The organism is Kocuria sp. HSID17590 (genome assembly GCF_003989485.1).
GTDB lineage: Bacteria > Actinomycetota > Actinomycetes > Actinomycetales > Micrococcaceae > Kocuria > Kocuria salsicia.
The window spans coordinates 1-15,134 of record NZ_RBMB01000046.1 but is presented as its reverse complement, the minus strand read 5'-3'; the positions used below and the strand labels follow the sequence as shown (position 1 = coordinate 15,134).

At 71.7% G+C, this 15,134-nt stretch carries 16 protein-coding genes; 12 read left to right on the top strand and 4 right to left on the bottom strand.

All coding sequences use genetic code 11. The features are described from left to right. The 5 genes from D8M39_RS11825 to D8M39_RS11805 form a co-directional block, all read left to right on the top strand. The coding region (locus D8M39_RS11825; protein ID WP_174233721.1) for a SelB C-terminal domain-containing protein at nt 1–709 on the top strand (709 nt) is incomplete at its 5' end. A gap of 272 nt (nt 710–981) precedes the next feature. Further along, a complete protein-coding gene (locus tag D8M39_RS13045; protein WP_238694076.1) occupies nt 982–1,182 on the top strand; it encodes a DUF3072 domain-containing protein in 201 nt (66 codons plus the stop codon). Between the two features lie 181 nt (nt 1,183–1,363). After that, complete coding sequence (locus D8M39_RS11815) at nt 1,364–2,191, top strand: alpha/beta fold hydrolase (protein ID WP_094394399.1); 828 nt, start codon at nt 1,364–1,366, stop codon at nt 2,189–2,191. Between the two features lie 2 nt (nt 2,192–2,193). Continuing rightward, the gene (locus D8M39_RS11810; protein WP_094394397.1) at nt 2,194–3,099 is read left to right on the top strand and encodes a DMT family transporter; all 906 of its coding nucleotides are present in this window, start codon (nt 2,194–2,196) and stop codon (nt 3,097–3,099) included. Nucleotides 3,100–3,129: 30 nt separating this feature from the next. Further along, nucleotides 3,130–3,711, top strand: a complete 582-nt coding sequence (locus D8M39_RS11805; RefSeq protein ID WP_094394395.1) for a mismatch-specific DNA-glycosylase — start codon at nt 3,130–3,132, stop codon at nt 3,709–3,711. Nucleotides 3,712–3,831: 120 nt separating this feature from the next. On the opposite strand, the gene D8M39_RS11800 is transcribed toward D8M39_RS11805, so the two are convergent. Both D8M39_RS11800 and D8M39_RS11795 read right to left on the bottom strand, forming a co-directional pair. After that, nucleotides 3,832–5,112 carry a carboxylesterase family protein gene (locus D8M39_RS11800; RefSeq protein ID WP_238694075.1) on the bottom strand — a complete coding sequence of 427 codons (1,281 nt, stop codon included), beginning with the start codon at nt 5,110–5,112 and terminating at the stop codon, nt 3,832–3,834. Between the two features lie 154 nt (nt 5,113–5,266). Next, a complete protein-coding gene (locus tag D8M39_RS11795; protein ID WP_126875069.1) occupies nt 5,267–5,707 on the bottom strand; it encodes a GNAT family N-acetyltransferase in 441 nt (146 codons plus the stop codon). 174 nt (nt 5,708–5,881) lie between these two features. On the opposite strand from D8M39_RS11795, the gene D8M39_RS11790 reads away from it, so the two are divergent. From D8M39_RS11790 to D8M39_RS11765, 6 genes are all read left to right on the top strand, one after another. Next, nucleotides 5,882–6,568, top strand: a complete 687-nt coding sequence (locus D8M39_RS11790) for a trimeric intracellular cation channel family protein (RefSeq protein ID WP_126875068.1) — start codon at nt 5,882–5,884, stop codon at nt 6,566–6,568. A 137-nt stretch (nt 6,569–6,705) separates the two neighbouring features. Then, nucleotides 6,706–7,593, top strand: a complete 888-nt coding sequence (locus tag D8M39_RS11785) for a rhodanese-related sulfurtransferase (protein ID WP_094394389.1) — start codon at nt 6,706–6,708, stop codon at nt 7,591–7,593. A 30-nt stretch (nt 7,594–7,623) separates the two neighbouring features. Next, nucleotides 7,624–8,298 (top strand): MOSC domain-containing protein, encoded by a 675-nt coding sequence (locus D8M39_RS11780; RefSeq protein WP_055085884.1) that lies wholly within the window; start codon nt 7,624–7,626, stop codon nt 8,296–8,298. A 216-nt stretch (nt 8,299–8,514) separates the two neighbouring features. Then, on the top strand, nt 8,515–9,363 hold the full coding sequence (locus tag D8M39_RS11775) for a uracil-DNA glycosylase (RefSeq protein ID WP_055085882.1): 849 nt from the start codon (nt 8,515–8,517) through the stop codon (nt 9,361–9,363). Nucleotides 9,364–9,398: 35 nt separating this feature from the next. Continuing rightward, nucleotides 9,399–9,785, top strand: coding sequence for a YchJ family protein (locus D8M39_RS11770; protein WP_055085879.1), 387 nt, complete (start codon nt 9,399–9,401; stop codon nt 9,783–9,785). A 130-nt stretch (nt 9,786–9,915) separates the two neighbouring features. Then, nucleotides 9,916–10,437, top strand: coding sequence for an O-acetyl-ADP-ribose deacetylase (locus D8M39_RS11765; protein WP_055085877.1), 522 nt, complete (start codon nt 9,916–9,918; stop codon nt 10,435–10,437). A 231-nt stretch (nt 10,438–10,668) separates the two neighbouring features. Here D8M39_RS11765 and D8M39_RS11760 read toward each other — a convergent pair whose 3' ends face one another. Then, nucleotides 10,669–11,640 (bottom strand): malate dehydrogenase, encoded by a 972-nt coding sequence (locus D8M39_RS11760; RefSeq protein WP_198145224.1) that lies wholly within the window; start codon nt 11,638–11,640, stop codon nt 10,669–10,671. 153 nt (nt 11,641–11,793) lie between these two features. Here D8M39_RS11760 and tpx point away from each other — a divergent pair, with 153 nt between their 5' ends. Continuing rightward, nucleotides 11,794–12,291, top strand: a complete 498-nt coding sequence (gene tpx / locus D8M39_RS11755; RefSeq protein ID WP_094394387.1) for a thiol peroxidase — start codon at nt 11,794–11,796, stop codon at nt 12,289–12,291. Nucleotides 12,292–12,574: 283 nt separating this feature from the next. Here the strand turns inward: tpx and D8M39_RS11750 are convergent, their stop codons facing one another. After that, nucleotides 12,575–14,788, bottom strand: a complete 2,214-nt coding sequence (locus tag D8M39_RS11750; protein WP_126875067.1) for an NADP-dependent isocitrate dehydrogenase — start codon at nt 14,786–14,788, stop codon at nt 12,575–12,577. Nucleotides 14,789–15,134 lie beyond the last annotated feature (346 nt).

Here is a 15,134-nt window from a genome sequence, read left to right as displayed (position 1 = left end):
GCTCGCGGAGATCCCCGACAACGGGGACCCCATGGCCGAGACGGTCAAGCACGGTGCGGTCTCCGCCGCCCGGCTGCGGCTGCTCGGACTGCCCGTCGAGGCCGCTCCCGCCGGTGCGCCCGTGCTGGTCACGGACGGCTGGTGGATCCACACCGCGCGCCTGGACCGGTGGGCCCGCGAGCTGCGCGACGCCGTGGCCGCCCTGCACGAGCGGGAGCCCCTGGCCCCGGGACTGTCGCGCGGTGCCGCGGCCACCGCACTGGGCGAGCCGGCCACCCACGTGCTGCCCGCCGTCGTCGCCCGGGCCGGTCTGGAGGAACGCGAGGGGTACCTCGCGGTGCCCGGTGACGGCGGGGGACTGGGGGCGGCCGAGACGGCTGTGGCCGCGCTCGAGGACAGGCTGCGCGCCACCCCCTTCGCGGCGCCGGAGGCCTACGAGCTCGACGACCTGGGACTGGGATCCCGTGAACTGGCCGCGGCGCAGCGGCTCGGCCGGCTGCTGAGGCTGCCGGGCGACGTCGTCCTGCTGCCCACGGCCCCCGCGCTCGCCATGCGCGAGCTCGCGCGCCTGCCGCAGCCGTTCACCACGAGCCAGGCCCGCCAGGCGTGGGGCACCACGCGCAGGGTCGCCATCCCCTTGCTCGAACACCTCGACGCGAAGGGCTGGACGCGCCGCGAGGACGGCAGCAACCGCAGCATCGTGCGCTGAGACCCCGAGGGTCGACGACGGCGCGGCGTGAGCGTGTCGGACGGCCTGCGTAGGATGACCGACACCGAACGCACCCCGTGGACCCCAGCGGTCCCCGACCCAGCCAAGGAGAAGCCATGACCGAGAACCCCGCACAGGAGCCCGGCGAGCAGAACGCCCAGCCGCCGCTCGAGAACGGCACGCCGGATGCGGCTCAGAACGGTGTCCAGGGCGGCGCCGCTCAGGGCGCGCCGCAGACCCCGGCCGGCAACGGTGCGCCCCAGGGCGAGACCATCGGTGCCACCGGGGATGCCGAGGACTCCTCCCTGGAGAAGGACCCCTCCGAGTGGGTCAGCGGCGACGAGCCCATGACCCCCGCGCAGAAGTCCTACCTGGACACCCTCGCCAAGCAGGCCGGCGAGGAGTTGCCCGCGGACCTGACGAAGGCGCAGGCTTCCGAGCACATCGAGCGGCTCAAGGGTTCCTCGAACTGACCGTCCCGGGTCTTTCCCGACGACGGTTCCGGTGGGTCGCGCCCCGCGGTCTCTCGACGGCGGCGGGCGGCCCACCGGCCCCTCACGACCCTGCTCCGAGCGCACCGGGCCCGGGTGACAGCCCCGTGCGACGCTGTCATCTGCTTTGGTGGCGCACGGGGCGCGCAGTAGATTGACCCGCGTGCCGCAGGAAACGAAACCCACGCTGAAGACCACTCTCATCGGCTCCGGTGAGCACCGCCTCGTGTTCCTCCACGGGCTGTTCGGGCGGGGCAAGAACTTCACGAACATCGCCAAGGGGCTGCAGCCGGACTTCACGTGTCTGCTCGTGGATCTGCCCAACCACGGGGACTCCGCGTGGACCGAGAGCTTCGGCTACGCCGCCATGGCGGACACCGTGGCCGAGGAGCTGCGCCGGGATTTTGCCGCGGACGGGCCCGTGGACGTCCTCGGGCACTCCATGGGCGGGAAGGTCGCGATGCTGCTGGCGCTGCGCCACCCGGACGTGGTGCGCCGGCTCGTGATCGAGGACATTGCGCCCGTGGACTCCAAGGAGGCGGACGCGGAGGCCTCCCGCGGGAACTTCGAGCACCTGCTCGGCTCCCTCAAGCGCCTGGACCTCACCGGCATCACGCACCGCTCGCAGGCGGACGCCGCCCTGCGCTCCGAGATCCCCGAGGACCAGGTCCGTGGGTTCCTGCTCCAGAACCTGCGCCACCGCGACGGCGGCTTCGGGTGGCAGCCCAACCTGGACCTGCTCCACGACCAGCTGGACGACGTGGGCGGCTGGCCCGAGGAGGACGTCGCGGGCCGGACCTTCACCGGGCCCGTCCTGTGGATGGCCGGCGAGAAGTCGCCCTACATCCAGGACGCGGACGTCCCGGTGATGCGCGCCCTGTTCCCCAGGACCGTGCGGATCACCGTGCGGGACGCCAGCCACTGGGTGCACGCGGACCGTCCCGACGAGGTCGTCATGGCGCTGCGCACGTTCCTGCTCGCGGAGCGCTGAGCATGGTCGGCACCCCGCACCGCAGCGGTTCCGCGCGGGACTCGACGGCGCAGGGTGTGCTCCTGGTGGTGGCCGCCACCTTCGTCACCCAGACGGGTGCTGCCATCGCGGTGAGCCTGTTCGACGAGATCGGCGCCCTGGGGGCCGTGTTTCTCAGACTCGCCATGGCCGCGGTGGTGCTGTGCGCCGTCGTGCGGCCCTCCCTGCGGGGGATGACGTGCGTGACCCTCGGCGTGGTCCTCGCGTTCGGTGTCAGCCTCGGCGGGATGAACATGCTCATCTACCAGGCGGTGGCACGCCTGCCCCTGGGCGTTGCGGTAACCATCGAGCTGCTCGGGCCCCTCGTGCTGTCCGTGGTGCTCTCCCGTCGGCTCACCGGTGTGCTGTGGGCGGGGATCGCGCTCGCGGGTGTGCTGCTGCTCAGCGGGGTCGGTCCGGGAACGGAGATCCCCGATCCCGCGGGGGTGCTCTTCGCCCTGGGGGCGGCCTCCCTGTGGGTGCTCTACATCCTGATGTCCCGGCAGGCAGGGCGCTCGTTCCCGGGCGTGCAGGGGCTCGCGCTCGCCATGGTGGTCGGTGCGGTGCTGGCCGCGCCCTTCGGGATCGCGAGTGGTGGGGCGGCGCTGCTGCAGCCGCGCGTGCTGCTGATCGGTCTCGCCGTGGCGCTGATGTCCTCCGCGCTGCCGTACGCCCTGGAGCTCGCGGCGCTGCGGCGTCTCGCGGCGGAGACGTTCTCGATCCTCGTGAGCATGGCCCCGGCCGCGGCGGCCCTCGTGGGCTGGCTGATCCTTGGGCAGGAGCTCGGGACGGCCGAGTTGGCGGGCATGGCGCTCGTGATCCTCGCGAGCGTGGCGGCCGTGCGGGCCGGGCGTGCGCCGTCGAAGGGGCCGACGCCGCCCACAGCCTGAGCGCGCGGGCTCGGCCTACCATGGGCGACCATGGGCTTCACACGCGCCGAACTCGACTCCTACAGGGACCGCACGGTCCCCGACCTGCTGCCGGCTCCGCTGCGGCTGCTGTTCGTGGGCATCAACCCCGGACTGTGGACCGCGGCGACCGGAGCGCACTTCGCGCGGCCGGGCAACCGCTTCTACCCGGCCCTGTACCGGGCCGGGATCACGGACACGCTCGTCGACGCCGCGGACGGCTACGACCCGGCGGATCTCGACCAGCTCCTGAGCCGGGGGATCGGGATCAGCAACGTGTGCCCCCGGGCGACGGCGCGTGCTGACGAGCTCACCCGTGACGAGTTCCACGAGGGCGCCCAACGGCTCGACGCCCTGATCCGCGAGAAGCGGCCAGTGGTGGTGGCGGTCCTCGGCATCACCGCCTACCGCGCGGCCTTTGACCGTCCCAAGGCCACCGCGGGCAAGCAGGAGTCCCCGTGGCCGGGCACGGAGCTGTACGTGGCACCGAACCCGAGCGGGCTCAACGCGCACTCCTCGCTGGACGACCTTGCCCGGACCTACGGCGAGATCGCCCGGGCGGCGGGGATCGCCACCCACGTTCCCGAGGTCTGAGGGACCGCGGCAAGCCGCCGCGCACCGCGGCGTCAGGACGGCGCGAGGTGGAACGAGAGCCCCGCCGGCGCAGAACAGTGCGGGGTGGGACGGCAACCCCACCAGGCAAACTTCTGTGCGTCAGTCTGCGCGGCCTGCCGGGTCATGCAGATCGCACACCCTCAGCCCGGCACGGGCGTCCCCGTGAGCACCGTGGCCCCGCGCGAACTCCGCCCACACGCGTCGCAGCCGGGCGCCGTCCTCGAGCACCTCGGCCCACGTGTGGCCGTCCACCAGCGGGGTCCTCTCCCAGACCCCGTGGCCCGGGAAGAGCAGCGGGAGCTCCGAGATGTGCGCGCCGGCCACGGGATTGCGGCCCACGCCCCACGAGAACTCGTACCGCGCACCGGTGCCGCCGGCGCGCGCGTGCCGCCGGGCGAAGCGGGCCGCACCTTCCCCGTAGATCCGCCGGGTGAACGGTGCCACGAGGAACCGGTCCACACGGGCCCCACCGCGAGGACTGTGCATCCGTCGCAGCAGCGGCGGGATGCGGGCTGTGAACAGCGCCGCCTCCCGAACGGTGTTGCCCACCAGCACCTCCACGCGGCCGGCGGCCTCGCGCCAGCGGGCGTCGAGTTCCGACTCCGGGGGCAGGGGAGCGTGGCCGTACTGGAGTCCGAACGGCATCTGTCCCTTGAGCCCGAAGCGGACGGCAGCCTTCGCGACGCGCTGCTGCATTGCCCGGACCTCGGACAGCGGCGCATCTCTCGCGAGCGGCGCCGAGGTGGCGGCCATCAGAGCGTTCATCTTCGCCCGGCCGGGAAGCAGACCGAACGGTGCGCTCTGGATGATGGCGCGGCGGAAGAGCCCGCGGGCGCCGTCAGCGATCATCAGGTGCGCCACGGCGTCGCCACCGGCTGACTGGCCGAACGCGGTGACGTTCGCAGGGTCCCCGCCGAAGGCGGCGATGTTCTCCCGGGTCCAGCGCAGGGCCGCGATCATGTCCAGCAGGCCGAGGTTCGCGGGAATGTCCTTCCCATCGCCCAGGAACCCCAGTAGCCCCAGGCGGTACGTGACGCTCACGATGACCACCCGCTGCTCACTCACCAGCGCGGCGGGGTCGTAGAAGGGCGCGTCACCGGCACCGGCGGCATAGGAGCCACCGTGGATCCACACCATCACGGGCAGCCCGGCGTCCGGCGCTGTCCCGGCGGGCACCGTGACGGACACCCGCAGGCAGTCCTCGTCCTGGGGCAGGTCGCCAATGTTGCTGCCCACGATGTCGTCCAGGAACGGCATGGGCGGCTGGGGGCACGCGGGTGCCGGATCGGTCGCGTGGATCACGTTGGTGGCCGGGGGCAGCGGTGTGGGGAGTCCATAGCGTTCGGCCCGTGCATACCGGATGCCGGTGGCACGGTCCACGGGCCCGTCGTGGCGGCCGAGCACCGTGCCGCACGGGGCATTCCACCGGGGCGCCCGGGCAGCGTGCGCATTCTCGCCCTGGAGCTCTGAGGCAGGGATCGGTGGGAGCCGCTGCCCGGCGGGCTCAATCGCGGGAGGCTCAATCGCGGGAGGCTCAGCCACGGGAGTCGTCCAGCCACATGGTCATGCCCTTGGTCAGCGGCGCAGGGTCCGTGAACCCGCGCCCGGCGTACAGCGCCTGTCCGGGGCGGTCCGCCATGAGGCTCACGTACGCGCCCGGGGGCGCGGAGGTGCGGATGGTCTCCAGCAGCCCGTCCAGGACGGCGCCGCCGAGGCCCTGCCCCTGGTGCTCGGGCAGCACGGCCATGTCGATCACGTGGAAGTACCACCCGCCGTCGCCGATCACCCGGCCCATGCCCACGGTCTCTCCGGAGGCGTCGTGGCGCACGCGCAGCGCCGCCCACGCCCCGTGGATCCCGGCTTCTGCCTGCTCCTCGGTCTTGGGGCTCATGCCGGTCTCCCGGCGCAGTCTCAGGTAGTCCGCCACCGCGGGCGGGCCGTCCAGCAGGGTGTATCCGGGGTGCACTGTGCTCATGCCACCATCCTGGCCCACCCCGCCGACACGCAGAAGCGCCCCGGCAGCGGGGGCCGCGTCCGATCGCTCGGGACGGTTCCGCGCCCCGCCGCCGCAACGCCGGGGACCTCCCTCTCACCGACCCCTATGCTGTACGGGGCGCCGGGCGGCGCCACCGGGAGGGGAGAGCGCACGGTGAGTTTCGAGGCGGACGTCGTCTTCGACGTCGTGGACCTGCTGGGTGTGCTGACCAACGGCATCCTGGGCGGGGTCGTGGCACGGCAGCTGCGCATGGACCTCGTGGGGTTCACGGTGCTCGCGATCCTCTCCGGCCTGGGCGGGGGCATCCTGCGCGACACGCTGCTGCAGCAGGGCTTCCCCGTGGCGCTGACGAATCCGGCCTACCTCACGTCCTCGCTGGTGGGCGCAGTGCTCGCGTACCTCATGGTCTTCGGCAGCACGTGGACCTTCCGCGCCCTCTTCCTCGCGGACTGCCTCTCGGTGGGCTGCTGGGCCGCGACGGGCACGGTCAAGGCCCTCGGGGCCGGTCTCGCGTGGCCGCCCGCCATCCTCCTGGGCGTCGTCACCGCGGTGGGCGGCGGCATGATCCGCGACGTCGCCGTCGGCCGGCTCCCCGCGATCTTCGGCGGCAACACCCTCTACGCCACGAGCGCCATGATCGCGAGCGCCCTCATGGCGCTGCTCGCGGGGCTCGGCCACCCCACGTGGGGCATGGCTGGGGCGATCGTGGTGAGCGCCCTGGTCAGCATCTCCGCGCGCCGCTTCGGCTGGCGTCTGCCCGGCCCGGCGAACCTGAGCCCGAGCACCCTGCGCAAGCTGCGGCGTCGTCCCCGGCAGGGCAGGCACGCGCACCGGCGCTGACGCGCGGTGCCCACCATGTGCCGTCGACGACGCCGCGTGGCCGCCACGCGGAGGTCCTGACCGGCGTGCAGGCGGACAGCACCCGCCGGTGCCCCGTCCGACCGAGGGAGGCTCGCACCCCCGGATACCCTGGGCTCATGGCCCTCCCCAAGATCGTCCTCTTCTACGTCTTCACCCCGCTCGCGGACCCGGAGGCCGTGCGACTGTGGCAGCTCACGCTGGCCAGGCAGTGCAATGTCACGGGCCGGATCATCGTCTCGGAGCAGGGGATCAACGCCACGGTGGGCGGGGACATCCGTGACGTGAAGGCGTACGTGCGCGGGCTGCGGGAGTACGAGCCGTTCGAGCACGTGGACGTGAAGTGGTCGGACGGGGTGGGCAACGACTTCCCTCGGCTCAGCGTGAAGGTCCGACCCGAACTGGTGACGTTCAACGCCCCGGACACCATCACCATCACCGCGGACGGCGTGGTGGGTGGCGGCACGCACCTGTCTCCGCGCGAGGTGAACGAGCTGGTGGAGCAGCGCGAGGACGTCGTCTTCTTCGACGGCCGCAACGAGCTGGAGGCGCGCATCGGCAGGTTCCGGGGCGCCGTCGTGCCCCAGACCGGGGCCACCCGGGACTTCGTGGCAGAGCTGGACTCCGGCGCCTACGACCACCTCAAGGACAGGCCGGTGGTCACCTACTGCACCGGCGGGATCCGCTGCGAGGTCCTGAGTGTGCTGCTGCGCAACCGTGGGTTCCGCGACGTCTACCAGCTGGACGGCGGCATCGTCCGTTACGGCGAGGCGTACGGCAACGAGGGGCTGTGGGACGGTTCCCTCTACGTCTTCGACAGGCGCATGCACGTGGAGTTCTCCCCGGACGCACGCTCCCTGGGACGCTGCGCGCAGTGCGACGAGCCCACGCCGCGCTACGTCAACTGCGCCGATCCGCAGTGCCGCCGCCAGTTCCTGTGCTGCGAGTCCTGCACGGACTCCGGGGCCCGCACCCGCTGCCCGCAGTGCGTGCCCGTCCCCGCGTGAGCCGTGCCCACCGACCCTGACAGGAGCCCCATGGACAACCCCCAGCCCACCGTCACCGACGCCCATGTCCTCACGCTGCGCACGGGCGAGGTGCGTCGGCAGCACTGGGGCGGTCGGGACATCGACACCGCCATCGAGAAGACCGAGCACCGGGACCGCGTCTTCCTGAGCGGGTCAGGGTTCATCGGGGACGAGCAGGGGGATCTCGCGCACCACGGCGGCCCGGAGAAGGCCGTGTGCTGCTATCCGGCCGAGCACTACGATGCATGGCGCGGCGAGGGGCGTGACCTGGGGCCCGGCGCGTTCGGGGAGAACCTCACGCTGCGGGGCGCCACGGAGGACCGCGTGCACCTCGGCGACGTCTTCCAGGTGGGCACGGCGCTCGTCCAGGTCACGCAGCCGCGCACGCCGTGCAACACACTGTCCCGGCGCTGGACCGACGCCGAGCTGCCCCGCGACATGGAACGCCTCGGCCGGACGGGTTTCTACCTCCGCGTGCGGCGCGAGGGCCACGTCCGCGCCGGGGACGCATTCGAGTTCGTGAGCCGGCCGTCCGGCGCGGTGTCCGTGGCCGACGTCGTGCGCGTGATGGCCGCGGGCGTCACCGACCGGGACGCGCTGCGGGCCTTGACCCGCGCCCCCGAGTTCCCTGAGCGGTGGCGCCGTCAGATCCTGCGGCGGCTGGGGGAGCAGAGCCTGCTCTGACCGGGGTGGCCGCCGCCGGCGGTCCAGAGGCGCGGCACGTTCTGGGCCGGGCCCGCCCTGGGGCCCGCGGCCCGGCAGGAGCGCGACGACGCCGCTCGCGCCGTGGCGTCCGGGCCGCGCGGTACCCTCGGGGCGCCACGATGTCGTGATCCCGCCCTGCCGAGCCCGGCCCGGACCCGGGGGCCGCACGCTGAGAACCGAGAGAAGGGCACACCCATGAGCGAGACCCCTGAGCGGCTGCTGCCACACCCTCTGACCGGTCAGCTGTTCGCGTCGCCCGTGCCGCCCGGGACAGGATGGCCCGAGGACCCCGCCGCGCCGGACACCCCCGTGGCGCACACCGCGCGGCAGGTCCGCGAGCTCGCGGCGACCGCCCAGGACGTGGACCAGCTCAACGCCCTGTGCAGCGTGTGCAGCGCGTGCGAGCGGCTGGTCGAGTGGCGGGAGGACGTGGCCGAGCGCAAGCGCGCCTCCTTCGCCGGTGAGCCCTACTGGGGCAGGCCCGTGCCGTCCTATGGGGATCCGCACGCGCGGTTCGCCGTCGTCGGGCTTGCCCCCGCGGCGAACGGGGGCAACCGCACGGGCCGCATGTTCACCGGCGACCGCTCCGGGGGCTGGGTCTACGCGGCCCTCCACCGGGCGGGTTACGCCGAGCACGAGACCGTCTCCACCGCCGGGGACGGCCAGGCGCTGCACGGCGTCCGCATGATCGCCCCGGTGCGCTGCGCACCACCGGCCAACAAACCCACCCCGGAAGAGAAGGCCACCTGCAGCGGCTGGTTCGACCGCGAGATCGAGCTGCTGCCGGAGCTGCGCGGCATGCTGGCCCTCGGCGGCATCGCGTGGCAGACGGTCCTCGCGGCCACCGCCCGCATGGGCTGGGAGGTTCCCCGGCCCAGACCCAAGTTCGGCCACGGCGCGGTCGCGTGGCTGCGCACCCCGGACGGGCGGGACATCCGGCTCGTGGGCTGCTACCACGTGAGCCAGCGCAACACCTTCACGGGCCTGCTGACCGAGCAGATGCTCGACGACGCCCTGGCACTGGCCGCCGCGCCCGTCGAGTGAGTGCCCCGAGCCAGCCGCCGGTAGGCTCGTCCACCATGAATGCATGTCCCTGCGGAGGTCTCCCGGCCGGTGCGTCCCTGGCCGAGTGCTGCGGTCCGGCACTAGCGAACGAGACGTGGCCGGCCACGGCGGAGGCGCTGATGCGCTCGCGGTACACGGCGTTCGCCACCGGCGCGGAGGACCACCTGTTCCGCACGTGGCATCCTCGGACCCGCCCGGCGGACACCTCCGTTGATCCGGAGACCCGCTGGACGGGGCTGTCCGTGGAGCGGGTTGTCGACGGCGGTCCCCGGGACGAGCGCGGGATCGTCGAGTTCACGGCGTCGTACGTCGCCGGTGGCGAGCCCGGCAGCCTGCACGAGGTCTCCGAGTTCACGAAACGTGCGAAGCGCTGGATGTACGTGGGCCCCGCGTCCGAGTGATTTCCGCCCGGCCGCGGGCGTCGAACCTCGTCGGAGGGGATGCCCGGCCGCAGTGAACACCCGGTAGCGCGGCCGCGTCCTCGTGGGGTGGCCAGGCTCTCCGAACGGGGAGCGGCAGTAGGGTGGCCGCATGAACATCGAGATCCGCAAGGGTGACATTACGAAGGTCCGCACGGACGCGATCGTCAACGCCGCGAACTCCAAGCTCCTGGGCGGCGGTGGCGTGGACGGTGCGATCCACCGGGCCGCGGGGAAGCAGCTGCTGGCCGAGTGCAGGCGGCTGCGTGACACCACGCTCAAGGACGGCTTGCCCGCTGGCCAGGCGGTGGCAACCGACGGCTACGACCTCCCCGCCCGTTGGGTGATCCACACCGTGGGTCCGGTGTACGCGAAGACGAAGGACAAGAGCGACATCCTGGCGTCGTGCTACCGGGAGTCGCTGCGGGTGGCGGACGAGATCGGCGCAAAGAGCGTGGCCTTCCCCGCCATTTCCGCGGGCATCTACGGCTGGCCCATGGACAGTGCCACGCAGATCGCGGTGGACACGGTCCTGGCCGCGGGCACGCAGGTGCAGACGGTGGTCTTCGTGCCGTTCTCGGCGGACGCAGAAGCGGCGTTCCACGAGGCGCTGAGAGCGTCACGAGACGCGTAGCGCCGTCGGAACCCCTGCATCAACGGAGCAAACGCAGAAAATCGCGCCCAGATCTGCACTTGCTCAGTAGATGCAGCACGCCCCGCCCCACGCCCGAGGAATTCGCGGCTTCCGGCACACAGAAAGTGCAGCTTTTGACGCATTCCGACCCGGAAACGTCAAAAGCTGCACTTTGTGTGTGAGTGGTGGGTCCGGGCGCGCCAGGTAGCCTCGCGGCGGGGACCCCGGGCCTCAGATCAGGCCCAGCTCCGTCACCGCCGCGCGCTCCGTCTCCAGCTCGGCCACGGAGGCGTCGATGCGCGCCCGAGAGAACTCCGATATCTCCAGCCCCTGCACGATCGACCAGTCCCCGCCGGAGGTGGTCACGGGGAAGGAGCTGATGAGCCCCTCCGGCACACCGTAGGAGCCGTCGGAGACCACCGCCATGGAGGTCCAGTCCCCGCGGGGGTTGCCGAGCATGAGGTCCCGGGCGTGGTCGATGGTGGCACTCGCGGCAGAGGCGGCCGACGACGCGCCACGGGCCTGCAGGATGGCGGCACCGCGCTGCGCCACGGTGGGGATGAACGTCTCCGTGACCCACTCGCGGGAGACCAGTTCGGTGGCGGGCTGCCCGGCCACCCTGGCGTGGTCGAGGTCCGGGTACTGGGTGGCGGAGTGGTTGCCCCACACGCTCAGGTGCTTGACGTCGTTCACGGACGCGCCGGTCTTCTCCGCCAGCATGGCCACGGCCCGGTTGTGGTCCAGCCGGGTCAGGGCGCTGAAGCGTGAGGCGGGGATGTCCGGGGCGTTGCGTTGCGCGATCAGGGCATTGGTGTTCGCCGGGTTGCCCGTAACCACCACGCGGACGTCGTCGTGGGCGGCGTCGTTCAGGGCGCGGCCCTGCTCGGTGAAGATCGCGCCGTTGGCCTCCAGGAGGTCACCGCGCTCCATGCCCTTGGCGCGGGGCCGAGCGCCCACGAGCAGGGCGAGCTGCGCGCCGTCGAACACCTCACGGGGGTCCGATCCGATCTCCACGTCCCGCAGCAGCGGGAACGCGCAGTCCTGCAGCTCCATCACGGTGCCCTCCAGCGCGGGCAGCGCGGAGGGAATCTCCAGCAGCCGCAGCCGCACGGGCCGCTCCCGTCCCAGCAGGTCGCCGTTGGCGATGCGGAAGAGCAGGCTGTAGCCGATCTGACCGGCGGCCCCGGTCACGGCAACGGTCATGGGGTTGAGGCTCACGATGCTTCCTCCTGGGATGCGCAGTGCCTGTGGGGTGCGTCACGGGGACGTCGGTGGGGTCGAGGCTATCAGCGGGCCTGGTTCAGCGCACGGCATAAGCGCCTGTCGAGGCCCCGGGTGGCGCACCAGAATGAAGCCATGACTACCACCGCATTCCAAGGAACCCCCGTCCACACCGTTGGCGAGCTGCCCTCCGAGGGCAAGACCGCCCCCTCGTTCGAGCTGGTGAACACGGACCTCGCGCCGGTCACCTCGGACGAGTTCACGGGCCGCCGGGTGGTCCTGAACATCTTCCCGTCCGTGGACACCGGGGTGTGCGCGCAGTCCGTGCGCGAGTTCAACAAGCGCGCCTCCGCCCTGCAGGACACCACCGTGGTCTGTGTCTCCAAGGACCTCCCGTTCGCGCTGGGCCGCTTCTGCGGCGCCGAGGGTATCGAGAACGTGGTCACCGCCTCCGCCTTCCGCTCCGCGTTCGGCGAGGACTTCGGCGTGACCATGACGGACGGCCCGCTGGAGGGCCTGCTCGCCCGCTCGGTCGTGGTGGTGGACGAGAACGGCACCGTGGTCCACTCGCAGCTGGTTCCGGAGATCTCCGAGGAGCCGGACTACGACGCCGCCGTGGCCGTCCTGTCCTGATCCGCACCTGAGCGCGGGGCCGGGTCACACCCGGCCCCCTCGCGAACGACGGGCGTCATGCGCACGCGCTGCCCGAACGGACGGCGCCGTGAACCAACGCCGCAAAGAACGAACGCCGCCGCGTCCCCGGGAAGGGGACGCGGCGGCGTCGTCGTCTCAGAAGCGTGGACTCGGAACTGCTCGGGGCACGCGGCGCTCCCGGAGAAGCGCCGCGTGTCCCGAGCAGAGCAGCCGGGCGGGCCAGGCCGCGCGGATCAGCCCGAACAGATCAAGCCCGAACGGATCAGGCGGAGAGCGAGTCCATGATCCGGTTCAGCGTGGCGGAGGGGCGCATGACGCCCGAGACCAGCTCCGGCTTCGGCCAGTAGTAGCCGCCGAGGTCCGCGGGGGAGCCCTGCACGCCGAGCAGCTCGGCGTTGATGGTCTCCTCGTTGGCGCGCAGCTCGGAGGCGACCTTCTGGAAGGCCTGCGCGAGCTCGGGATCCTCGGTCTGCTTGGCCAGCTCCTCGGCCCAGAACATGGCCAGGTAGAAGTGCGAGCCGCGGTTGTCGAGCTCGTTGACCTTGCGTGACGGGGACTTGTTCTCGTCCAGGAACGTGCCGGTGGCCCGGTCCAGGGTGTCCGCGAGAACCTGTGCCTTGGCGTTGTCGTAGCGGGTGGCGAGGTGCTCGAAGGACGCCGCGAGGGCCAGGAACTCGCCCAGGGAGTCCCAGCGCAGGTGGTTCTCCTCGAGGACCTGCTGCACGTGCTTGGGCGCGGAGCCGCCCGCACCGGTCTCGAACAGGCCGCCGCCGTTCATCAGCGGGACGATCGAGAGCATCTTCGCGGAGGTGCCCAGCTCCAGGATGGGGAACAGGTCCGTGAGGTAGTCGCGCAGCACGTTGCCGGTCACGGAGATGGTGTCCTCGCCGCGGCGCAGGCGCTCGATGGTGAACGCGGTGGCGTCCACGGGGGAGAGGATGCGGATGTCCAGCCCGTCCGTGTCCTCGTCCGCGAGGTAGGTGTTGACCTTCTCGATGAGGTTGCGGTCGTGGGCGCGGGTCTCGTCCAGCCAGAACACGGCGGGCATCCCGGACTCGCGGGAGCGACGCACGGCCAGCTGCACCCAGTCCTTGATGGGGGCGTCCTTGGCCTGGCACGCGCGCCAGATGTCACCGGGCTGCACGTCGTGGGACATCAGCACGTCACCGGCGGAGTTGACCACCTGAACCGTGCCGGCCTCGGGGATCTCGAAGGTCTTGTCGTGGGAGCCGTACTCCTCGGCCTTCTGCGCCATCAGTCCCACGTTCGGCACGGTGCCCATGGTGGTGGGGTCGTACGCGCCGTTCTCGCGGCAGTCGTCGATGACCGTCTGGTACACGCCGGCGTAGGAGGAGTCCGGCAGCACGGCCAGGGTGTCCTTCTGCTCGCCCTCGCGGCCCCACATCTGCCCGGAGGTGCGGATCATCGCGGGCATGGAGGCGTCCACGATCACGTCCGAGGGCACGTGCAGGTTGGTGACGCCCTTGTCCGAGTTCACGTAGGCGAGCTCGGGGCCGTTGTCGATGGCCTCCTGGAACGCGGCGGCGATCTCCTCGCCGTTCTCGAGCTTGGAGACCCCGGAGAGGATCGCTGCCAGGCCGTCGTTGGGGGACAGACCCGCCTTCTCGAGGTCCGTGCCGTAGCGCTGCAGGACGTCCTTGAAGAACGCCTTGACCACGTGGCCGAAGATGATGGGGTCCGAGACCTTCATCATGGTGGCCTTCAGGTGCGCCGAGAAGAGGATGCCCTCCTCCTTGGCGCGGGCCACCTGCTCCTCGAGGAACGCGTCCAGCGCGGCGGCGCTCATGAACGTGGCGTCCACGACCTCACCGGCGAGCACGGGCACGGACTGCTTGAGCACCGTGGTGCCGTGGCCCGTGACGTGCTGGATGGTGAGGGTGTCCTCCGCCGGCATCACCACGGACTGCTCGTTGGTGCGGAAGTCGTCGTGGCCCAGGGTGGCCACGTTGGTCTTCGAGTCCCTGGACCAGGCGCCCATGGTGTGCGGGTGCTTCTTGGCGTACTCCTTGACGGCCTTCGGCGCGCGGCGGTCCGAGTTGCCCTCCCGCAGCACGGGGTTCACGGCGGAGCCCTTGACGCGGTCGTAGCGCGCGCGGATCTCCTTTGCCTCGTCCGAGGAGGCGTCCTCCGGGTAGTCCGGGAGGTCGTAGCCGTCCGCCTGCAGCTCCTTGATGGTGGCCTTCAGCTGCGGGATGGACGCGGAGATGTTGGGAAGCTTCACGATGTTGGCTTCCGGGGTCTTGGCGAGCTCCCCCAGCTCGGCCAGGGTGTCCGGGACGCGCTGCTCGTCCGTGAGCCGGTCCGGGAACTGGGCCAGGATGCGGGCGGCCAGGGAGATGTCCCGGGTCTCCACCTCCACACCGGCGGTCGACGCGAAGGCCTCCACCATGGGCTTGAACGAGTACGTGGCCAACATGGGTGCTTCGTCGGTCTCGGTGTAGATGATCTTGGGCATGAGCAATGACTCCTTGCATTGACGGTCACCGGGCTGCCCTCCAGCCTACCCGCTGCGGGGGTGGCGCAGGAGAGCGCCGGGGGCCGGAATCCCCGTCCCCGCGCGGATTTCGGGCGGTTGTCGACGTCGCCCACGGCACCGGGGAGACCTCCGTCACGTCCCCGTCGCGGAGGGGCTGGGAAGGGGCCGCGGCGGGGACGACGACGGCGCGGGGCCACCCTGGGCCGCCCCCTTCATTCGGTCCGGTCGCTGTGCGAGTCGTCGGTTTCCGATTGATGGGTGCATTGCCGAGCGTAGTCGACGGGTGCGAGGTAGCCGAGCGATGAATGCCGGCGGTCGTGGTTGT